This window comes from Blautia obeum ATCC 29174 (assembly GCF_025147765.1).
Classification (GTDB): domain Bacteria; phylum Bacillota; class Clostridia; order Lachnospirales; family Lachnospiraceae; genus Blautia_A; species Blautia_A obeum.
This window is the reverse complement of record NZ_CP102265.1, coordinates 650454-670983: the sequence shown is the minus strand read 5'-3', so window position 1 is coordinate 670983 and position 20530 is coordinate 650454. Positions and strand designations below refer to the sequence as shown.

Below are 20530 nucleotides of genomic sequence, written 5' to 3'. Positions count from 1 at the left end.
TTTTTTGGATTTTACATTCTTTTTTCTTGAATTCATGTATTTTTATGGGTTTGTTCCTATTTAAAGTGCATTTTTATGCAAAAAAATCTTTTACTTTTTTGCATATTGGTATTGCATATTTATAAAATTTGTTGTATATTATCTTTTGTCGAAACACGACACAGTATGAAGATTCAATACTTTATCAAATCAGCGTATTAATCTTTACCTTTTATAATATCAAATATTCATGTATCTGCCAAGTGGCAGAAAATCATTTTCAGGAGGATTACATTATGAAAGAAAAAGTTGTACTTGCTTATTCAGGCGGTCTTGATACCACAGCACTGATTCCGTGGCTGAAAGAAACCTTTGATTATGAAGTTATCTGCTGCTGCGTAAACTGCGGACAGGGTAACGAATTGGATGGACTGGATGAAAGAGCCAAACTTTCCGGAGCTTCCAAATTATATATTGAAGATATTGTTGATGATTTCTGTGACAATTATGTAATGCCTTGTGTACAGGCAGGTGCTGTATACGAACATAAATATCTGCTTGGTACCTCTATGGCACGTCCGGCAATTGCCAAGAAACTTGTTGAAATTGCACGTAAAGAAAACGCTGTTGCTATCTGCCATGGTGCAACCGGTAAAGGTAATGACCAGATTCGTTTCGAACTTGGTATCAAAGCACTTGCGCCGGATATCAAGATCATCGCTCCTTGGAGAATGACAGACGTATGGACCATGCAGTCCCGTGAAGATGAGATCGCATTCTGTCAGGCTCATGGAATCAATCTTCCGTTTGATGCAAGCCACAGTTATAGCCGTGACCGTAACTTATGGCACATCAGCCATGAAGGTCTGGAACTGGAAGATCCTTCCCAGGCTCCAAACTATGATGACATGCTTGTTTTAAGTGTAACTCCTGAAAAAGCGCCAGATAAAGAAACAGAAGTAACTATGACTTTCGAAGAAGGTGTTCCGAAAACTCTCAACGGAAAAGCAATGAAGGTTTCCGAGATCATCACTGAACTGAACCGTCTTGGCGGCGAAAACGGAATCGGTATCATTGATATCGTAGAAAACCGTGTTGTTGGCATGAAATCCCGTGGTGTATACGAAACTCCTGGCGGAACAATTCTGATGGCAGCTCACGAACAATTGGAAGAACTGATCCTTGACCGTGACACAATGGAAGCCAAGAAGAAACTCGGCAGCCAGTTTGCTCAGGTTGTATACGAAGGAAAATGGTTCACACCACTTCGCGAAGCAATCCAGGCATTCGTAGAATCCACACAGAAATATGTAACCGGTGAAGTTAAATTCAAACTTTACAAAGGAAACATCATCAAAGCCGGTACAACTTCTCCATACAGCCTGTACAACGAATCTCTTGCATCCTTTACAACAGGTGATATGTATGATCACCATGATGCAGACGGATTCATCACCCTCTTTGGTCTTCCGCTCAAAGTTCGTGCTATGAAATTACTGGAAGTAGAGAAAAACAAAAATAATAAATAATTGCATTCTTATATTCCGGCAGTCTGATTTTCAGGCCGCCGGAATTTTTATCCGCCTGCTCATGGTATCCTGCAACATTTTGTACAAATTTTTCACGCAATATTCTCCATGTAAGTTATGAATTTACATTTGACAGAAAACTATTCCTATTTTATAATTATTTTATAAACAACACCACAAAGCTTATATAGGTCCATAATTGGTTGGACGTCTCTACCAACTACCGTAATAGTTGCCTATAAGTGTTACTGGTCACAGTAACTCGTCGGGCAAAAATATTCGGTATTTTTTTTGCCTGCGGACAAGTTCCAACAGCCAAAAGGAGGTAACTCATATGACAAAAAAGCCAACCACATTTGCACTCAGAGGCGCTGTATGCTTCAGTACAGATTCCAGTCATCTGACCTGCCTTGAAGACGCTTATCTCGTCTGCCAGAATGGCCTGACAATCGGTGTCTATCCACAGCTTCCAGAGCAGTTTCACGGCATTCCCTGTGAAGATTTCAACAATTGTCTGATTGTCCCGGGAATGAATGACCTCCATCTGCATGCCCCACAATATGCATTTCATGGTATGTACATGGATCTCGAACTGCTGGACTGGCTGAATACCGTCACATTTCCGGAAGAAGCCAGATATGCCGATCTAAATTACGCAGAGAAAGCCTATTCCATCTTCACCGACGATATAAAACACAGTGCAACCACACGTGCTTCTATCTTCGGCACTTTACATGTAGATGCAACAGAACTTCTGATGGACCTGATGGAGAAAACCGGTCTCAAGACCTTCATCGGAAAGGTAAATATGGACCGCAACGGCTCCCTGGCTCTCCAGGAGGCAAGTGCTGTTGTTTCTGCAAAAGATACTGTCCGCTGGCTTGAAGAAACTACAGGAAAATACGAGAATGTCAAACCGATTCTCACTCCTCGCTTTACCCCTTCCTGCAGTGATGAACTTATGACCAGACTGGCAGAGATCCAGAGAACTTACCGTCTTCCGGTACAGTCTCACCTTTCCGAAAACCAGGGGGAAATCGCCTGGGTAAAGGAATTATGTCAAGGAACTTCTTTCTATGGAGAAGCCTACGATCAGTTCGGACTATTTGGCGGTGAACAATGCCCAACGATCATGGCTCACTGCGTCTACAGTTCTGACGCAGAGCTCTCTCTCATGAAAGAACGGGGCGTATTCATCGCACACTGTCCACAGTCCAATACGAATCTTTCTTCCGGTATCGCACCGACAAGACGCTATATTGAAGAAGGGCTCCATATCGGACTCGGTACAGACATTGCAGGCGGACATTCCCTTTCCATGCTCCGTGCGATTGCAGATGCCATTCAGGTATCCAAGCTTCGCTGGAGACTGGTGGACGATTCCCTCAAACCACTTTCACTGGAAGAAGCCTTTTATATGGCTACCATGGGTGGCGGTGCATTTTTCGGAAAAGTCGGGACTTTCGCGGAAGGCTATGAGTTTGATGCACTGATTCTGGATGACAGCAAACTCCGGCATCCTCAGCCTCTGACGGCCAGAGAACGTCTGGAACGACTGATCTATCTCTCAGATGACAGCTGCATCACCGGAAAATATATTTCCGGAAACAAAATCTTTTAGTGCATACGTCTGCACAACACGAAGGGGGTACTTATATGAATCTCGACAAAATTTTCCACCTGAAAGAAAATCACACAGATGTCAAAACTGAGGTTATGGCAGGAATCACTACCTTTATGACAATGGCTTATATTCTGGCCGTCAATCCAAACATCCTGTCTGCTTCCGGCATGGACCGCGGCTCTGTCTTCACCGCCACCGCACTGTCCGCATTCATTGCCACCTGTCTGATGGCGCTTCTGTCCAACTATCCGTTCGTTCTTGCTCCTGGTATGGGACTGAACGCATACTTTACCTACACAGTAGTTCTCGGTATGGGATACACCTGGCAGCAGGCACTTGCAGCAGTCTTTGCAGAAGGTATCATTTTTATCCTGCTTTCTCTTACCAATGTACGTGAAGCGATCTTCAACTCCATTCCGATGAACCTGAAACACGCAGTATCCGTAGGTATCGGTCTCTTTATCGCATTCATCGGACTGCAAAATGCCAAGATCGTTGTTGGAAATGATTCCACACTGGTAAGCATCTTTTCCTTCAAATCTTCTGTAGCAGAAGGGACCTTCTCCTCTCAGGGAATCACCGTATTGCTGGCTCTGATTGGTATTCTGGTGACCGCTGTTCTTCTGGCAAAAGATGTCAAGGGAAGTATTCTCTGGGGCATCCTGATCACCTGGGTTCTCGGAATCATCTGCCAGCTGACACATCTGTATGTACCAAATGCAGACATTGGTTATTACAGCCTGCTTCCAGATTTTTCAAACGGAATTTCTGTACCAAGTATGGCTCCAACCTTTATGAAAATGGATTTTTCCATTGTATTCTCACTGGATTTCGTAGTCATCATGTTTGCATTCCTGTTTGTTGATATGTTTGATACGCTTGGAACTCTGATCGGCGTAGCTTCCAAGGCAGATATGCTCGACAAAGACGGCAAACTTCCAAAAATCAAAGGTGCACTTCTCTCTGACGCGGTCGGAACAACTGTAGGTGCTGTTTGCGGTACTTCTACCGTTACAACCTTTGTAGAAAGTGCTTCTGGTGTTGCAGAAGGCGGTCGTACTGGTCTTACTTCCATAGTAGCAGGTATTCTGTTTGCACTTTCCCTCCTGCTCTCACCAATCTTCCTGGCAATTCCTTCCTTTGCCACTGCACCGGCTCTGATCGTTGTAGGCTACCTGATGCTGACATCTGTTACAAAAATTGACTTCAGTGATATGACAGAAGCGATTCCATGCTTTATCGCTATCATTGCAATGCCATTTATGTACAGTATTTCAGAAGGTATTTCCATGGGCGTTATCTCTTATGTAGTCATCAATCTGATTACCGGAAAGGCAAAAGAAAAGAAGATCAGTGTGCTGATGTACGTTCTTGCCATATTATTTGTACTGAAATATATTTTCATCTGATCTTAACAAGGATGCGCAGTGATTCTGTAAAGAAGATGTCAGCTTATGCTGACCTGAATCACGCGCCAGGTCTCACGGATGTTCGACTTGAAAATTATTCATAGGGACTCTGCATATGCGGAGTCCTTATTTTTTTATTTTCACTCTTTATCAATGCATACCTATGCAGTATAATACAAAGATACAAGGGTTTAAAGCGGATATGAGCTTCATGCTCGCATGAATGGGCATATACATTTGAAACCCGCTATCTTATCACACGAGGAGAAACATTATGAAAAAAGAATCTATTCCGGTCAGGAATTCTCTTTTACTGCTTCTGACTGCAACTATCTGGGGTGTTGCCTTTGTTGCCCAGAGTGTCAGCATGGACTACATCGGCGGCTTTACTTTCAATGCCGTCCGCAATCTTATTGGTGCACTGACACTCCTGCCGGTCATCTGGGGACTTGGCAAAACAAAAGCACCAGAAGAAAAAAAACGTATTCAAGCATCTTCCGACCGCAAAACATTAATCACCGGCGGTATCTGCTGTGGTATCCTGCTCTGCTTTGCAAGCAACTTCCAGCAGTTTGGCATCAAATACACCAGCGTTGGTAAAGCCGGCTTTATCACCGCCTGTTACATTGTCATTGTTCCGATCATCGGTATCTTTCTGAAAAAGAAATGCAGCCCGTTTATCTGGATTGCTGTCATTCTTTCCCTGTGTGGACTTTATCTTCTTTGTCTGACTCCAGGAGAGGGATTTGCCATCGGCAAGGGCGAACTTCTGGTACTGATCTGTGCTTTCCTGTTTTCCTTACATATCCTTACAATCGACCATTTCTCACCACTGGTAGATGGTGTAAAAATGTCCTGTATCCAGTTTCTGGTCTGTGGAATCCTCTCCGGAATCCCGGCGCTGATCTTTGAAAGTCCGGATCTTGCCGGAATTTTCGCCGCAAAAATTCCGGTTCTCTATGCCGGAGTTATGTCCTGTGGCGTTGCCTACACCCTGCAGATCGTCGGTCAGAAAAATATGAACCCAACTGTAGCCTCCCTGATTCTCAGCTTGGAATCCTGTATCTCTGTTATCGCTGGCTGGTTGATTCTCGGCCAAAATCTCAGTAGTCGCGAAATTTTCGGCTGCGTGCTGATGTTTGGTGCGATCATCCTAGCTCAGTTGCCACAAAAAGGAACTGCTTTCTGATAAAATTGGTTTTGCTGCGTTGCATAATTATACCAAAAAAGGTCATCACTGTCAGAATTGATCTGATTCAACTCTGATCGTGACGACCTTTTTATCTCATATTTTATTTAAACGAATACAAAAGCTCTGATTCACTCTGCAATCTGTTTAAATCTCGTATGTCTCGAGATATTACCTGTGAACAGTAATTAAATCTCGCCTTTTGCTTTCAGATGTTCTTTTATCTTCTCAAAACTCTCATCACTGACATCATGTTCCATCTTGCAGGCATCTGCCCGGGCAATCTCATCACATACTCCAAGGCCTTCCAGCATCTTTGTCAGGACGGTATGGCGCTCATAGATTCTGTTTGCAATCTCAGCACCTTTGTCCATCAGTGTCACCGTTCCATAACGGTCCATCGCAATATAACCGTCTTCTCTGAGAAGCTTCATTGCATGGCTGACACTTGGCTTGGATACCCCGAGCATAGTCGCAATATCAACAGAACGAACTCCGCCGCCTTTTTTGGATAAAACAAGGATTGCCTCCAGGTAATCCTCTGCCGATTCTCTGATTTGCATAAAAAATACCTCCCATTTAGGTACATAATACCACAGGATTACCCTGAATTCAACAATTGTTTTTCTTATCTAACTTTGTTTAGGCGCCACTGTATGTCTTAATTATCATCGCCCGTCAGACGGAGAATATCCCGAATCTCATCAACTTTCATATCCAATATGATTGCCAGCTCATCGATGGTAAAAGCATTTTTTTCATCTTCTCCATCATTCAGATCACGCACTGCATGCTCCAGTTTCTCCACACGCGCTACCAGACTGTCATCCTCGAATTTTCTCTGTGTCTGTTCTTCCAAAACAAGCTGGATTCCTTTGCGCATTTCACTCAGAAGCCACTTCTCATCTCTGCATTCATCACCGGCAGTTCCAAGCGCCTGGATCAGGCACAGATTCGCCTCCTGAATCAGATCAGCCAGCTGCATTTCTTCTATATTCATCTCAACAGCCATATCTGCCGCCGTTTTCATATAATAAGAAGTAAGTGTCTGAAGTGCCCTCTGATCACCGGCTGCCAGAGCTTCAAATACACTGTCAGCATCCACCTCATCAACAACCGGCAGTTCCTCCAGATAATTTTTAAGATAAGCTTCTTCTTCCGCTGTAAGAGGAATTTTTTTATGTTCAGGCTCCTTTGCTTCTTCTCCTGCCGTTTCCAGACCTTCAATGAGAATTCCCTGAGAAGTAAGATATTTTAATACACCCAGCAACTGGCTTTTGTCCAGGTCACACTCTTCAAATACCTGACGGATTTCGGCTGCATTTAACGCATTCCCATGTTGTCTGGCAATTTCCTGCACTTCTTTTAGTTTATTCTGAAACTCCTGTACGTTCATCACAGTTCTCCTTTATTCCGACAGTTCATCTGTCATTATCTTATTAAGATCATTTAAACACACTGTTATTTTTCATTTTTTCTCCGTTTTTTATTGTAACATCCTTCTCTGTTTTTTCCAAGAAAATCTATCTCTTTTCTATAATTTTTACTCTTTTCGCAATAAAATATAAAACTTTTTTCCACCTGAAACCCCTGTAAAATCAATGTTTTTTAGGTCTTAAAACTTTTTTCGAAAAAAAGTTGAAAAAAGTTGTTGACATTTGCATATCACTATAATATAATATGTCTTGCGTTGAGCGACAAAGCCAAACGCAAACAATTAAATACCGTTAACGGGGTGTGGCTCAGCTTGGCTAGAGCGCCTGGTTTGGGACCAGGAGGCCGCAGGTTCGAATCCTGTCACCCCGATGCTGTAAACAATACCGTTTCAGCGACATGCGGGTGTAGTTCAATGGTAGAACACCAGCCTTCCAAGCTGGATACGTGGGTTCGATTCCCATCACCCGCTTCTCTGTTGCAAACAGAGGAATGTGTCTGTAGCTCAGCTGGATAGAGCAACGGCCTTCTAAGCCGTGGGTCGGGGGTTCGAATCCCTTCAGGCACGCTGTGGTGGGTATAGCGCAGTTGGTTAGCGCGCCAGATTGTGGCTCTGGAGGCCCAGGGTTCGAATCCCTGTATCCACCCTCGCCTTTGGGCTATCGCCAAGCGGTAAGGCACAGCACTTTGACTGCTGCATTCGCTGGTTCGAATCCAGCTAGCCCAGTCTTTTATATGGGATATTAGCTCAGTTGGTAGAGCACTTGACTTTTAATCAAGTTGTCCGGGGTTCGAATCCCCGATGTCTCATTGATTTTTAAGAACACTATCATTTCGATAGTGTTTTTATTTATCTTTTATGTTACACACGAATATATCAAACAATATGCGGATGTGGCGGAATTCTTTGTTCTTGAACGTCAGTTCAAGATCGGACAGACTCTAATCGATTTATCGATCGTCTGACAATTCCGTTTATCTATATATTGTTTCTATGCGGATGTGGCGGAATTGGCAGACGCGCCAGATTTAGGTTCTGGTGTCTACGACGTGCAGGTTCAAGTCCTGTCATCCGCATTTTATTTAAATCATAAGGATTGCAAAGGGACTTACCATTCCCTCTGCACACCCTTGGCTGAGAAGCAAAGGACTTCTTCGTTTTCAAATAGGATATGTATAGAATAACAGCAGGAGACTTCTCTCTCGTATGGAGAAGATTTCCTGCTGTTTTGACATTCTATTATTTTGTTTTCCCTGAATCTTAACCCGAACAATTTAGAGTCCCCTATACATACTTGTTTAAATCATTTTACAGATATTTGATCTTGGCAGACATCTTTCTGTCTTTATCAGTCTCAAGGATCACATAGCTTGGCTTTCTGCCGTGCTGGCGTGGATAGGACAGACTTCCCGGGTTAATGGCCAGAACACCGTCTATTTCTTCAATTACAGGCTTATGCGTGTGTCCAAAGAACACAGCATCACAGTCTCTGGACTTTGCTTCTTCTGCGACACCGGAAATATCCATGGACACACCATAATAATTTCCATGCGTGACAAGAACCTTATTTCCATCAAGTTCTATCTCCTCTTCTCTCGGAAGGTCTGAGAAAAAATCATTATTGCCGGCAACAATACAGCAGGGGCAGTCCACAAGAGCTTCGATAAAAATCTCACGGCCCTCCACATCTCCGCAATGTACCAGCATATCAAACGGCGTTTCCATCATCACCGCTCTTTCCAGATTTTCATCGTGCCCATGGGTATCACTGACGATCAGTACCTTCATCGAAGTTCATCCTTGATCGCACGCAGAGCCTTCCCTCTGTGGCTGATCTTATTTTTTTCTTCCATGGAAAGTTCGGCAGAAGTACAGCCGTATTCCGGAAGATAAAAGATCGGATCATAACCAAAACCATTTTCTCCGCTCTCTTTATATCCGATTCTGCCTTCCATCGCTGCTCTCACAGTCTTCATCGTTCCATCCGGAAATGCCGCTGCGATCGCACACACAAACCTTGCAGTCCTCTTCTCATCCGGAACTCCTTCCAGTCTCTCGATCAGTTTTGCATTCTTAATATGATAGGAAGTATCTTCTCCCATATAACGTGCGGAATAGATTCCAGGTTCTTTATTCAGATAATCAATCTCAAGTCCGGAATCATCTGCCAGCACGATCTCACCTGTCAGGTCACAGATTGTCTTTGCCTTGATCTGGGCATTTTCTTCAAATGTTTTACCATCCTCAACGATATCCGCATCAATTCCGGCATCTTTTAAGGAAAGAAGTTCAATATCCAGATCTCCGAGTATTTCACGGATTTCTTTCATTTTTCCCTGATTACCGGTTGCAAAAATTACTTTTTTCAATCTTTTTTCCTCCTTGGTGGTTTCGGACCCAGGAACTGATAATAATATGTTTTTAACATACCATTATAAATCTTGCGATTCTTGTCCGCTTTTCGTCCAATATCATTTTCCGCACGGTCATAAGATGTGATCAGATACATAGACCACTTGTCCAGACGATTATACCTCTCTCCAATCTCTCTGTATAACTGTGGAAGTGCTTCTTTTTCTTCCAGACGTTCTCCATATGGCGGGTTCGTGATGATAAATCCATATGGTTTCGGATGACTGAGATCTTTGACTGCTCTCTGCTGAAAATGAATCAGCTTATCCACTCCTGCCATCTTCGCATTGGCACGGGCAGATTTCAGTGCCTCCGGATCAATATCATATCCCTGAATATCTGTATCTATATCCAGGTTCACACGGTCCTGCGCTTCCTCCAGTGCATCATACCAGCATTTGCGCGGAACCAGATGTTTCCAGTCTTCCGCAAGAAAAGAACGGTTCATGCCAGGAGCCATATCTGCCGCAATCATAGCTGCCTCGATCGGGAAAGTACCACTTCCGCAGAATGGATCCACAAGAATGCGGTCTTTATTCCATGGCGTCAACATGATCAGTGCAGAGGCCAGCGTCTCAGTGATCGGAGCTTTGACAGTCATCTGACGATAGCCTCTCTTATGAAGAGAAACTCCGGATGTATCAATCCCGATCGTAGCCACATCCTTCATAAAGGCTACTCGAATCGGGAAGCTTGCACCATCCTCCTGAAACCAGGAAATTCCATAAACACTTTTCAGGCGTTCTACGATTGCTTTTTTCATGATGGACTGAATATCAGAAGGACTGAACAGCGCACTCTTTACAGAATTGGCTTTTGCTACCCAGAACTTGCCATCCTTCGGAATATATTCTTCCCACGGGATCGCCTTTGTTTTTTCAAAAAGTTCGTCAAATGTCACTGCTTTAAACTCTCCGGTCTTCAGCAGAATCCTCTCTGTCGTACGAAGGAACATATTGGCCTGCGCAATACCTTCCGCATCTGCCAGAAACGTAACTTTGCCATCTTCTACCTTACTGATCTCATACCCAAGATCCAGAATCTCGCGTTTCAGAACCGCTTCCATGCCAAAGTGACACGGTGCGATCAATTCCATATATTTCATCCAAGCCTCATTTCCTTGATGATATTTCCATCAAAATCTTTAATCGTAAATGTTTTGTCTTCCAGAACAGCATATGTAGGCGGATTTCCTTCTTTCGGAATAGATACAGATCCTGGATTCAGAAGGATATACCCTTCTTTTTGTTCTGCTTTCAGCACATGTGTATGTCCATGTATCAGAATGTCTCCCTCGTGGAACGGTGGAAGATTATTTTCATTATAGACATGTCCATGCGTCGCATAAAAAGTAAGTCCGTTAATTGCCAGAATACAGTAATCTGCCATTACCGGGAATTCCAGAACCATCTGGTCCACTTCCGCTTCACAGTTACCTCTTACTGCGTAAATATCATTTTTCATGCCATTCAGCATTTTGATGACCTCTTTCGGTGCATATTCCTTCGGAAGGTCATTTCTCGGTCCGTGATAAAGCAGATCGCCCAGCAGCACCAGGCGTTCTGCCTGCTCTTCTTTATATTTCTCCAGCATCAGCCGGCAATAGTATGCCGAGCCGTGCACATCAGATGCAAACATGTATTTCATACTTAATTCTCCTCTGAATAATAACATTTTCTCTTTCTTACCTTATCATGGTTACAGGGAAATTACAAGATTTCATTACCTGTCTCCACTCACAAGATTTCTGCCTCGGTACGCCGTAAACCCACCGATCACCGAACGTGTCCTGTATCCCCGTCTGACAAATTCTCTTGCGGCTGCCATGCTTGCACCGCCTCTGTCACAGTAAAAAACAAGTATCTTATTCATTGGAAGATCTTTTCTGTTCTCCAGTGTTTCATATGGAATATTTACAGCTCCCCGCACATGACTTTCGGCATATGCTTTTTCTTCTCGCAGATCTATGATCAAAGCATCGTTTCGCCCCACATAATAATCAAGCATCCTGGCTGAGATCGTTTCAATAGGAAACATGACAAACCTTCCTTTTTTATTTATCATATGTTCCCTTTTCTTTTCGGTGCACGATCTGCCTCTTCAATCTTCCCAAGCAATACCATCCTTATCTGCAGGCAGCAAAAGAGGCCGGCACATAGCCAGCCTCTTTGCAAGAGAAGGGAAAATCCTGTTTTATTCTTCCTTAGTATCTGCCAGAATAATCATTCTGCTCTTTGTCATATGCATTGGATGTTTTGTTTCCATAACTGTTTCTGGAAGCATTTTTAGAGCTGTTTTTGGAACTGTTTCGGCTGTCCATCGCATTTTTGTCTGAAGTTTTATCTGTGCTGTAGTTTTTTGCTTTGTTTTCATTTTCGTAATTTTTTGCCATTTGTCCATTCCTCCTGGTTCGTTTTGTAATGTAAGATTACTGTTTGCAGCAATTTCATTACATCCATTATTATGACCAGAAGAACAGGATACTATTCATAACTGCCTGGATTCTTTATAAAACAGCCAGAAAACTTCCATGATTTTCCATATTTAAACAGAGAAATACCCGATAGGGGAGCTACCGGGTATTTCAAGGGGAGTATAAATAATTAAATAAGGGGTTATGTAAAAAAAATTTTTGAAGGGTAAATTCTTTTTACAAACAAGATTATAATATAAAATATTGAAAAAAGCAACAACATTTCACCAATATGCACCCTATTTTTGTCCAAATTATAACCACCTTCCCCACTCACATCCACTTTTTATTCCTGCATATTATTTTTACATTCTGCACATTTATTTTTAAATAGTAATGAAAGCTCCTCTATGGTATAATTGTTCAGAATCGTAACCGTTTGTAAACGGTCACTTAGTTAAATGTTATCTGCCGCATGCAGATAAGAAAGAGAGGGTAACGTGGAAAGAAAAATTATCCAAGTAGAAGACAAAGTACCTGTTAATCTGTTAATACCTTTAAGCATCCAGCATATGTTTGCCATGTTCGGTGCCTCTGTTCTGGTTCCTTTTATGTTCGGTATCAACCCTGCCATCGTTCTTCTGATGAACGGTATCGGAACACTTCTGTTCATTCTGATCACCAAAGGTAAAGCACCGGCCTATCTTGGTTCCAGTTTTGCATTCCTGTCACCTGGACTCCTGGTTGCCTCCAAATTTGGTTTCCAGTATGCTCTGGGCGGATTTGTTGTCCTCGGCATCTGCGGTATGATCGTTGCTCTGATCATCCGTCAGTGTGGAACTAACTGGATTGACATTGTCCTTCCAACCGCAGCCATGGGACCGGTAGTTGCACTGATCGGACTGGAGCTTGCCGGAAGCGCAGCAAGCACTGCCGGACTTCTGGACGAACAGATCGATATGAAAAATGTGATCGTATTTCTGGTCACACTCGGTGTTGCTGTATTTGGCCAGATCCTGTTCCGTGGATTTTTATCCGTTATTCCAATCCTGATCGCGATCATTGCCGGATATGCAGCCGCAGCTGCCTGCGGAATTCTTGATTTTACTGCTGTAAAAGAAGCTGCTTTTTTTGCACTTCCGAATTTTCAGGCACCGAAATTTAATCTGGAGGCAATCCTGACCATTCTTCCGGCACTGCTTCTTGTTACTTCCGAGCACATCGGCCATCAGATCGTGACAAGTAAGATCGTAGGCAAAGATCTGCTGAAAGATCCCGGACTTCATCGTTCCCTTTTTGCAGATTTCTTCTCAACTACCGTATCCGGATGTCTTGGTTCTGTGCCGACTACAACTTATGGTGAAAACATCGGTGTTATGGCTATGACAAAAGTTTACAGCGTTCAGGTCATTGGTGGTGCTGCAGTTCTTTCTATCTGCTGCTCTTTCCTCGGCAAACTTGCTGCCCTGATCAACACGATTCCGGGACCGGTTATCGGTGGAATCTCCTTCCTGCTGTACGGTATGATCGGAACTTCCGGTCTTCGTATGCTCGTAGACAATCAGGTGGATTACAGCAAATCCCGTAACCTGGCCCTGACTTCTGTAGTCTTTATCGTAGGCCTTTCCGGAATCGCCCTGAATCTTGGCAACGTCAAACTCACCGGAATGGTCCTTGCCTGTGTAGTAGCCATGGCTTTAAGCCTTATCTTCTATATTCTTGATAAGCTGCATCTGACAAACGATTTATAAAAATTTTCCGACACAAGAATCTATACAAAACAAGCTCCCGGTCTGTACATCAGGCCGGGAGCTTCAGAAATGGAGAAAAAAATGAAATCCTATCATCAGAAATTTGTATCTGACCATCCTTATGAATCTTCCCCTATGGCAGAAATCGCCGGTTTTCCGGTCCGTCCGGGAATTTACGATCTGAACGGGGCTACTCCTTTGCAGAATGGTGTTAATTTTACCATTCACACATGCGGAGGAACCTCCTGTGAACTGCTTCTGTTCCACCGTGCACAGGAAGAACCTTTTGCTGTACTTCCTTTTCCGGAAGCTTACAAGATCGGTGATGTTTATTCCATGATCGTATATGGACTGAACATTGATGAATTTGAATATGCCTACCGTGTAGACGGACCATACTGTCCGGAAAAAGGACTGCTCTTTGACAAAAATAAAATTCTGCTCGATCCATATGCCAAAGCAGTTGCTGGTCAGCGTACCTGGGGAATCCGCTGGGACCATACGTATCATGCACGTGTCGTCAAAGACCGTTTCGACTGGGGCGATATGCCACAGTCAAAAAAAGAGCTCTGTGACCTGATCATCTACGAACTGCATGTACGTGATTTTACTCATCATCCTTCTTCCGGTGTTCAGCATCGAGGAACTTTTTCCGGACTTATGGAAAAAATCCCTTATCTGAAAGAACTGGGAATCAATGCAGTGGAGCTGATGCCTATCTTCGAATTTGATGAGACCATGAATTCCCGTACCGTAGATGGCAAACAACTTCTCGAATGCTGGGGATACAACACTGTCGGATTTTTTGCTCCGAACAGCAGCTATGCCGCTGCAAATGAACATAACCTGGAAGGTACGGAATTGAAGACACTGATCAAAGCACTTCATGACAATGGGATTGAAGTAATCCTGGATGTTGTTTTCAATCACACCGCTGAAGGAAACGAAAAAGGAAACACATTCAGTTTCAAAGGCTTTGACAACAATATTTACTATATGCTGACTCCTGATGGCAATTACTACAACTTCAGCGGCTGCGGAAACACCCTGAACTGTAATCACCCTGTCGTTCAGCAGCTGATTCTCGAATGTCTGCGCTACTGGACGATCAATTACCGCGTAGACGGATTCCGCTTCGATCTGGCAAGTATCCTTGGCCGAAATGAAGATGGCTCTCCTATGAATAATCCGCCTCTGCTCCGTACTCTTGCCGATGATTCAATCTTAAGCAACGTAAAACTGATTGCTGAAGCATGGGATGCCGGCGGTCTTTATCAGGTAGGAAGCTTCCCTGCAAGCGGCCGCTGGGCAGAATGGAACGGCAGATACCGTGACTCTCTCCGCAGTTATCTGAAAGGGGATTCCTGGAATGCATGGGATGCAGCCTGGAGTATCTCCGGCTCCGGTGATCTCTATGGTGGCTATTACGACAATACCCACAGCAACTATGCCGGTTACAATTCCTGCGTGAATTTTCTGACCTGTCATGACGGCTTTACACTGTACGATCTATATGCGTACAATGACAAACATAACGAAGCAAACGGCTGGAATAACACAGACGGGGCCAATGACAACCGCAGCTGGAACTGTGGTGCCGAAGGTGAGACCGATGATCCGGAAGTCCTCTCACTTCGCCGCCGTATGATCCGGAATGCCTGTGCTGTCCTTATGTGCAGCCGCGGTACACCAATGTTTCTTGCCGGTGATGAATTTGGGAATACCAAATTCGGAAACAACAACAGCTACTGCCAGGACAACATTACTTCCTGGCTGGACTGGCGTATGCTCGAAAAGAACAAAGATCTGTTTGAATTCTTTAAATTTATGATCGCATTCCGCAAAAAGCATCCGGTCATCCACAAACAGCTGCCCACATCCGTCTGCGGCATGGATCCTATCCACACACATAATCTGAATGCAGAAGAAACAGATATTCCACGAGATGCACGTACCTTCTGTGTGAGCTTTGCGGGATACGATAAAGAAAAAGGAAAAGATGACCTGATCTATGTCGCAGTCAATACTTTCTGGGAAGACGTCACGATCACGCTTCCAAATCTTCACGGAAGAGGCGCATGGCACTTGAGCGTCAATACGTATGGAGATGGAAACGGGCATTACTGCTATCCGGAAGGACAGGAAGTCCGGATTGACAGAAGTTTCGTGATGCGGCCGAGGAGCGTGGCCGTGTTTACCGGAAGAGATTACTAAATGAGCTTTAAAACAAAATGAATTTCTCTGTTATATAAAACTCCCCGTCTGGAAACAGCTTCGGAATTCAGAAACACTAGGAGTATTCTCCTTCTGTTAAAACCATGGATAAAAAGTGTATAACTCGCCTTACGGCTCAGACAATGCACTTTTCAATCCATAACACAGAAAGAGAATCCTCTAAGTGTTTCTATAAATTCCTGCAGAGGTTTCCCGACAGGGAGCTTTTATATTTCCAGAGATTCTTTTGTTTTAATTGGTGGGCTCCTGGTCGCGCTGCGCGCTGTCATATCCCCACGTATCCTCCGGCGTCGCCGCTGTCCCAGATAAAGTCCGGTGCGGTATTGAAAAAACTCCGACGGAGAAAACCTGTAATTATCCTCTGAAATGAGTTCGCCTGAAAAAATTCGTCCAAGTATCGGAATGTGCAGGTTTTTGCGTTGATGCATAAAATGCTGCTGTCTGAGCATCTTTGATGCGAGTTCAGCATTTTATGTATCGCCTTTAGCAAAGTCCTGTACTTCCTGATACTTTAGAATTTTTGAATTGAACCATATTCAGAGGATAATTCACAAGTTAACTCCACCGGAGTACTCTTTCACAATTCCTCACCGGGAATCCTTTATCATCTTTTGATCTGTCCATAATAAGCATTTGCACCATGTTTCCGGTAATAATGCTTATCCTGCAGTTCCTGTGGCGCCGGTTTCACCTGTGGATTGATCAGTTCACAGCGGCATGCCATCTTTGCCACTTCCTCAAGTACAACTGCATTGTGCACTGCCTCATGCGCATCTTTACCCCAGGTAAACGGACCATGATTCTTGCAAAGTACTGCCGGGACAGCTTCATAATCCAGTTTACGGAAATAATCTGCGATCAGAACACCCGTATTTTTCTCATATGCCTCTTCAATCTCTTCTTTTGTCAGATTTCGGACACATGGAACTTCTCCATAAATATAATCCGCATGCGTTGTTCCATAACATGGGATAGCTCTTCCTGCCTGTGCCCAGCTCGTTGCCCATTCAGAATGCGTATGTACGATTCCTCCGATATTCGGGAACTCATTATAAAGAACCACATGTGTCGGAGTATCAGAAGATGGATTATATTCGCCTTCTACTTTATTTCCTTCAAGATCTACAACTACCATATCTTCCGGTCTCAGCTTATCGTATTCCACACCACTTGGTTTAATAACAAACAGACCTTTTTCACGGTCAATGCCACTGACATTTCCCCAGGTAAATGTTACCAGCCCGTACTTCGGCAGGTCCATATTTGCTCTATATACCTCTTCTTTTAATTTTTCAAGCATACTTTTTCTCCTTTACGCAGTTCTTTTTATACAACACAAGGGCACTGTGCCATTCACAGTACCCTGCGGTCTTATCATTCTTACCAGATCTTTGACTCTACGGCCGCTCTCTCGATCGGCAGACCCTTCAGATATCTGTCCATAAATTCATTAAATCCTTTGACTCCTTCCGGCTCCGGATCAAGCGTACTTCCCTCATTTCCGGCAAATACACAGTTATCCAGGAACTCATCCAGAGTCTCTCCGTCTTTCTTATCAACAAGATAAGCAGCAAGAAGCGCAATACCCCATGCACCACCTTCACCTGCAGTTGACATAACAGATACCGGTGCATTCACTGCATCCGCAAGGATCTGCTGTCCGACACCCTTGGTCTTGAACAGTCCGCCGTGACCCAGAAGTCTGTCAATCTTGACATGCTCCTGATCAATCAGGATATTTAATCCTACGCGCATAGCTCCAAGGCAGGTGTAAAGATTAGTTCTCATAAAGTTTGCAAGTGTAAATTTGCTCTCAGGGGAACGGACAAATAACGGACGGCCTTCTTCAAATCCCGTCATATGCTCTCCGGAGAAATAGCAGTAGGACAGAAGTCCGCCACAGTCCGGATCACCTTCCAGTGCTTTATTGTAAAGAGTTCCGAACAATTTGTTCATATCCACTTCCATTCCCATTGCCTCTGCAAATTCCTTAAATACATTCACCCATGCATTCAGATCAGAAGTACAGTTGTTGGAATGCGCCATGGCAACCGCATCGCCAGCCGGTGTCGTTACCATATCAATCTCTTTGTATGGTTTGGAAAGTGCTTTTTCTAGGACGATCATCGCAAATACAGAAGTACCTGCGGATACATTTCCTGTGCGCTGTTTCACGCTGTTGGTTGCTACCATACCGGTTCCTGCATCACCTTCCGGCGGGCACATCGGAATACCTGCTTTGAATTTGCCTGTCGGATCAAGGAACTTCGCTCCCTCTTCTGTCAGAGTACCGGCATCCTGTCCTGCCACCATGACTTCCGGCATGATATCACGGAGCTTCCATGGGAATCCATAAGGCTCTACCAGTTTATCAAATTTCTCAACCATTTCCTGGTTGTAATCTTTTTTCTCCGAATCAACAGGGAACATTCCTGCTGCATCACCGATACCAAGAACACGCTTTCCTGTCAGCATGCGATGTACATAAGCTTCCAGAGTACACATATAATCAATATCTTTTACATGCTCTTCTCCGTTCAGGATTGCCTGATACAGATGTGCGATGCTCCATCTCTGTGGAATGTTATACTGGAAAAGTTCCATCAGTTTCTCAGATGCTTCACCTGTAATATTATTTCTCCAGGTACGGAACGGAACCAGAAGTTTTCCATCTTTATCAAATGGCATGTAACCATGCATCATGGCACTGATTCCAAGCGCACCGACACTGGTAAGCTCCACACCGTATTTCTCCTGTACGTCCTTCACCAGGTCGCTGTAACTTCCCTGTAATCCCTTATGAATGTCATCCAGAGAGTAAGTCCACACACCGTTTTCGTAACGGTTTTCCCACTCATAACTTCCGGATGCGATCGGATCATATTTGTCATCTACCAGAACTGCTTTGATTCTGGTAGATCCAAACTCTATTCCAAGTGCTGTTTTGTTGTTTAAAATAGCTGTCTTTGCTTCGTTTACACTCATTGTAAATCCTCCCGACTTCTGTGTTTGCCACATCCGCCTTTTATTTTCTGAACGCGACCTCATTCCATCTCAGTTCATTCTTAAAGTTGCGGATGGTTGTATCTTTGTCAATGTAGACAGCTTCGATTCCCATTGCTGCTGCCCAGTCACCCATCTGTTCAGCAGTCAGATCATAGGAAAATGCAGTATGATGAGCACCACCTGCAAGGATCCATGCCTCTGCTCCTGTTGCCAGATCCGGCTGCGGAGTCCAGAACGCGCTTCCTACCGGAAGTTTCGGCATCGGTTTTTCAACCTTCTTGCAATCAACATCATTAATGATCAGACGGAAACGATCTCCCAGATCTACCAGAGAAGTAGCTACTGCCGGACCAGTCTTGGATGTAAATACAAGTCTTGCCGGATCCTCTCTGTCACCCATGGAAAGCGGGCATACTTTGATGCCAATCTTACCGTCAGCGATCGTCGGGCATACTTCCAACATATGTGACTGAAGAATGCCTTCCTTACCCGGAACAAGATTGTATGTATAATCCTCCATGAAAGAAGTTCCCTTCGCATCCTTCACCCCTGCAGTCATAATCTTCATCAGACGGACCATTGCTGCTGTCTTCCAGTCACCCTCAGCGCCGAAACCATATCCCTTCTCCATCAGACGCTGCATTGCCAGTCCCGGAAGCTGCTGTAAACCACCAAGATCACCGAAATGAGTAACAACTGCCTGGTAGTTTTTCTCCTCCAGGAATCTCTCAAATCCGATTTCAATTGCTGCCTGTACTGCTACATGACGTTTGAATTCTTCCGGGTCTCTGCCCTCAAAAAGAATGTCATATTTATTATAATATTCTTCGACTAAAACATCAATATCTCCTTTTGAAACATCCTTCACATAATCGCATACTTCATTGACCGGATAAGCATCCACTTCCCATCCGAATTTGATCTGTGCCTCTACTTTATCGCCCTCGGTAACAGCTACATTTCTCATGTTATCAGCAACTCGGCAGACACGAATATGGCTACTTTCCATGATGCCGACTGCGGTACGCATCCAAGATGCCAGTCTCTCCTGAACCTTCTTATCAGCCCAGTGTCCGACGATAACTTTTCTCTCGATTCCCATGCGGGTAACGATATGACCATACTCTCTTCCACCATGAGCAGACTGGTTTTCATTCATGAAATCCATATCAATTGTGTCATATGGTATTTCCTGGTTAAACTGTGTATGCAGATGGCACAATGGTTTTCTGTATTCCTTCAGTCCAAGGATCCAGGATTTTGCAGGAGAAAATGTATGCATCCAAGTGATCACACCTGCACATTCATCGTCTGCATTAGCCTCATTAAAAGTCTTACGGATCAGCTCATTTGTGATCAATGTTGGTTTCCACACCAGTTCAAAAGGAAGAACGCCTGATTTGTTCAGTTCCTCAACAATAATTCTTGAGTGTTCTGCAACTTTTCTTAAGCATTCATCTCCATAAAGATCCTGTGAGCCTGTGCAAAACCAGAACTTATAATTTCTACCTGTAACCATAACAAAAAACCTCCATATATTTTTCTTTG

At 43.9% G+C, this 20530-nt stretch carries 17 protein-coding genes, 7 tRNA genes and 1 riboswitch; of the genes, 13 read left to right on the top strand and 11 right to left on the bottom strand.

Annotated features, from left to right (window positions below):
* Window positions 1–275: 275 nt before the first annotated feature.
* The 4 genes from NQ503_RS03185 (at window position 276) to NQ503_RS03170 (ending at window position 5730) form a co-directional block, all read left to right on the top strand.
* On the top strand, window positions 276–1508 hold the full coding sequence (locus NQ503_RS03185; protein ID WP_005424322.1) for an argininosuccinate synthase: 1233 nt from the start codon (window positions 276–278) through the stop codon (window positions 1506–1508).
* A gap of 163 nt (window positions 1509–1671) precedes the next feature.
* A riboswitch (purine riboswitch) is annotated at window positions 1672–1767 on the top strand.
* 75 nt (window positions 1768–1842) lie between these two features.
* On the top strand, window positions 1843–3129 hold the full coding sequence (locus NQ503_RS03180; RefSeq protein ID WP_044925464.1) for an amidohydrolase family protein: 1287 nt from the start codon (window positions 1843–1845) through the stop codon (window positions 3127–3129).
* A 35-nt stretch (window positions 3130–3164) separates the two neighbouring features.
* Window positions 3165–4541 (top strand): NCS2 family permease, encoded by a 1377-nt coding sequence (locus tag NQ503_RS03175; protein ID WP_005424319.1) that lies wholly within the window; start codon window positions 3165–3167, stop codon window positions 4539–4541.
* 289 nt (window positions 4542–4830) lie between these two features.
* Window positions 4831–5730, top strand: coding sequence for a DMT family transporter (locus NQ503_RS03170; RefSeq protein WP_044925483.1), 900 nt, complete (start codon window positions 4831–4833; stop codon window positions 5728–5730).
* Between the two features lie 188 nt (window positions 5731–5918).
* Here the strand turns inward: NQ503_RS03170 and NQ503_RS03165 are convergent, their stop codons facing one another.
* Together NQ503_RS03165 and NQ503_RS03160 are read right to left on the bottom strand one after the other, a co-directional pair.
* Entirely contained in the window at window positions 5919–6293 is a 375-nt protein-coding gene (locus tag NQ503_RS03165; RefSeq protein WP_005424317.1) for a metal-dependent transcriptional regulator, read from the bottom strand.
* A 98-nt stretch (window positions 6294–6391) separates the two neighbouring features.
* Entirely contained in the window at window positions 6392–7126 is a 735-nt protein-coding gene (locus NQ503_RS03160) for a hypothetical protein (protein ID WP_005424316.1), read from the bottom strand.
* Between the two features lie 335 nt (window positions 7127–7461).
* Between NQ503_RS03160 and NQ503_RS03155 the strand changes: the two genes are divergently transcribed.
* From NQ503_RS03155 to NQ503_RS03125, 7 genes are all read left to right on the top strand, one after another.
* Window positions 7462–7536, top strand: a tRNA-Pro gene (locus tag NQ503_RS03155).
* Between the two features lie 29 nt (window positions 7537–7565).
* A tRNA-Gly gene (locus tag NQ503_RS03150) sits at window positions 7566–7636 on the top strand.
* Window positions 7637–7658: 22 nt separating this feature from the next.
* A tRNA-Arg gene (locus NQ503_RS03145) sits at window positions 7659–7732 on the top strand.
* Window positions 7733–7737: 5 nt separating this feature from the next.
* Window positions 7738–7811 (top strand) — tRNA-His (locus NQ503_RS03140).
* Window positions 7812–7819: 8 nt separating this feature from the next.
* A tRNA-Gln gene (locus tag NQ503_RS03135) sits at window positions 7820–7891 on the top strand.
* Window positions 7892–7901: 10 nt separating this feature from the next.
* Window positions 7902–7974 (top strand) — tRNA-Lys (locus NQ503_RS03130).
* Between the two features lie 186 nt (window positions 7975–8160).
* Window positions 8161–8241 (top strand) — tRNA-Leu (locus tag NQ503_RS03125).
* Between the two features lie 232 nt (window positions 8242–8473).
* Here NQ503_RS03125 and NQ503_RS03120 read toward each other — a convergent pair.
* The 6 genes from NQ503_RS03120 to NQ503_RS03095 form a co-directional block, all read right to left on the bottom strand.
* Window positions 8474–8953 (bottom strand): metallophosphoesterase family protein, encoded by a 480-nt coding sequence (locus tag NQ503_RS03120; protein ID WP_005424314.1) that lies wholly within the window; start codon window positions 8951–8953, stop codon window positions 8474–8476.
* On the bottom strand, window positions 8950–9495 hold the full coding sequence (locus NQ503_RS03115; RefSeq protein WP_005424313.1) for an XTP/dITP diphosphatase: 546 nt from the start codon (window positions 9493–9495) through the stop codon (window positions 8950–8952). The genes NQ503_RS03120 and NQ503_RS03115 overlap by 4 nt, the downstream gene beginning before the upstream one ends.
* 35 nt (window positions 9496–9530) lie before the next feature.
* On the bottom strand, window positions 9531–10682 hold the full coding sequence (locus tag NQ503_RS03110; RefSeq protein WP_117739118.1) for a THUMP domain-containing class I SAM-dependent RNA methyltransferase: 1152 nt from the start codon (window positions 10680–10682) through the stop codon (window positions 9531–9533).
* The gene (gene yfcE / locus NQ503_RS03105; RefSeq protein ID WP_022388460.1) at window positions 10679–11224 is read right to left on the bottom strand and encodes a phosphodiesterase; all 546 of its coding nucleotides are present in this window, start codon (window positions 11222–11224) and stop codon (window positions 10679–10681) included. The genes NQ503_RS03110 and yfcE overlap by 4 nt, the downstream gene beginning before the upstream one ends.
* 75 nt (window positions 11225–11299) lie before the next feature.
* Entirely contained in the window at window positions 11300–11614 is a 315-nt protein-coding gene (locus tag NQ503_RS03100; protein WP_022388459.1) for a rhodanese-like domain-containing protein, read from the bottom strand.
* 166 nt (window positions 11615–11780) lie between these two features.
* Window positions 11781–11969 carry a hypothetical protein gene (locus NQ503_RS03095; protein ID WP_022388458.1) on the bottom strand — a complete coding sequence of 63 codons (189 nt, stop codon included), beginning with the start codon at window positions 11967–11969 and terminating at the stop codon, window positions 11781–11783.
* A gap of 521 nt (window positions 11970–12490) precedes the next feature.
* Here NQ503_RS03095 and uraA point away from each other — a divergent pair.
* Together uraA and NQ503_RS03085 are read left to right on the top strand one after the other, a co-directional pair.
* Window positions 12491–13741: a uracil permease gene (uraA, locus tag NQ503_RS03090; RefSeq protein ID WP_044925460.1), complete on the top strand. Its 1251-nt coding sequence runs from the start codon at window positions 12491–12493 to the stop codon at window positions 13739–13741.
* Window positions 13742–13810: 69 nt separating this feature from the next.
* Entirely contained in the window at window positions 13811–15955 is a 2145-nt protein-coding gene (locus NQ503_RS03085) for a glycogen debranching protein (protein WP_005424306.1), read from the top strand.
* Between the two features lie 625 nt (window positions 15956–16580).
* Here NQ503_RS03085 and NQ503_RS03080 read toward each other — a convergent pair.
* The 3 genes from NQ503_RS03080 to araA all read right to left on the bottom strand — a co-directional run bounded on the left by NQ503_RS03080 (window position 16581) and on the right by araA (window position 20501).
* Window positions 16581–17276 (bottom strand): L-ribulose-5-phosphate 4-epimerase, encoded by a 696-nt coding sequence (locus NQ503_RS03080; protein WP_005424304.1) that lies wholly within the window; start codon window positions 17274–17276, stop codon window positions 16581–16583.
* 80 nt (window positions 17277–17356) lie between these two features.
* Entirely contained in the window at window positions 17357–18961 is a 1605-nt protein-coding gene (locus tag NQ503_RS03075) for a xylulokinase (RefSeq protein ID WP_044925457.1), read from the bottom strand.
* Between the two features lie 40 nt (window positions 18962–19001).
* Window positions 19002–20501, bottom strand: a complete 1500-nt coding sequence (gene araA / locus NQ503_RS03070) for an L-arabinose isomerase (RefSeq protein ID WP_005424302.1) — start codon at window positions 20499–20501, stop codon at window positions 19002–19004.
* Window positions 20502–20530: the final 29 nt, after the last annotated feature.

What these genes read in the sequence shown, in the direction of transcription:
- NQ503_RS03165 (WP_005424317.1), bottom strand. Translation starts at nt 6,293, where the DNA reads ATGCAAATCAGAGAATCGGCAGAGGATTACCTGGAGGCAATCCTTGTT.
- NQ503_RS03080 (WP_005424304.1), bottom strand. Translation starts at nt 17,276, where the DNA reads ATGCTTGAAAAATTAAAAGAAGAGGTATATAGAGCAAATATGGACCTG.
- NQ503_RS03185 (WP_005424322.1), top strand. Translation starts at nt 276, where the DNA reads ATGAAAGAAAAAGTTGTACTTGCTTATTCAGGCGGTCTTGATACCACA.
- yfcE (WP_022388460.1), bottom strand. Translation starts at nt 11,224, where the DNA reads ATGAAATACATGTTTGCATCTGATGTGCACGGCTCGGCATACTATTGC.
- NQ503_RS03175 (WP_005424319.1), top strand. Translation starts at nt 3,165, where the DNA reads ATGAATCTCGACAAAATTTTCCACCTGAAAGAAAATCACACAGATGTC.
- NQ503_RS03180 (WP_044925464.1), top strand. Translation starts at nt 1,843, where the DNA reads ATGACAAAAAAGCCAACCACATTTGCACTCAGAGGCGCTGTATGCTTC.
- NQ503_RS03120 (WP_005424314.1), bottom strand. Translation starts at nt 8,953, where the DNA reads ATGAAGGTACTGATCGTCAGTGATACCCATGGGCACGATGAAAATCTG.
- NQ503_RS03115 (WP_005424313.1), bottom strand. Translation starts at nt 9,495, where the DNA reads ATGAAAGAAATCCGTGAAATACTCGGAGATCTGGATATTGAACTTCTT.
- NQ503_RS03075 (WP_044925457.1), bottom strand. Translation starts at nt 18,961, where the DNA reads ATGAGTGTAAACGAAGCAAAGACAGCTATTTTAAACAACAAAACAGCA.
- NQ503_RS03100 (WP_022388459.1), bottom strand. Translation starts at nt 11,614, where the DNA reads ATGTTTCCTATTGAAACGATCTCAGCCAGGATGCTTGATTATTATGTG.
- NQ503_RS03110 (WP_117739118.1), bottom strand. Translation starts at nt 10,682, where the DNA reads ATGAAATATATGGAATTGATCGCACCGTGTCACTTTGGCATGGAAGCG.
- NQ503_RS03095 (WP_022388458.1), bottom strand. Translation starts at nt 11,969, where the DNA reads ATGGCAAAAAATTACGAAAATGAAAACAAAGCAAAAAACTACAGCACA.
- NQ503_RS03085 (WP_005424306.1), top strand. Translation starts at nt 13,811, where the DNA reads ATGGAGAAAAAAATGAAATCCTATCATCAGAAATTTGTATCTGACCAT.
- araA (WP_005424302.1), bottom strand. Translation starts at nt 20,501, where the DNA reads ATGGTTACAGGTAGAAATTATAAGTTCTGGTTTTGCACAGGCTCACAG.
- NQ503_RS03160 (WP_005424316.1), bottom strand. Translation starts at nt 7,126, where the DNA reads ATGAACGTACAGGAGTTTCAGAATAAACTAAAAGAAGTGCAGGAAATT.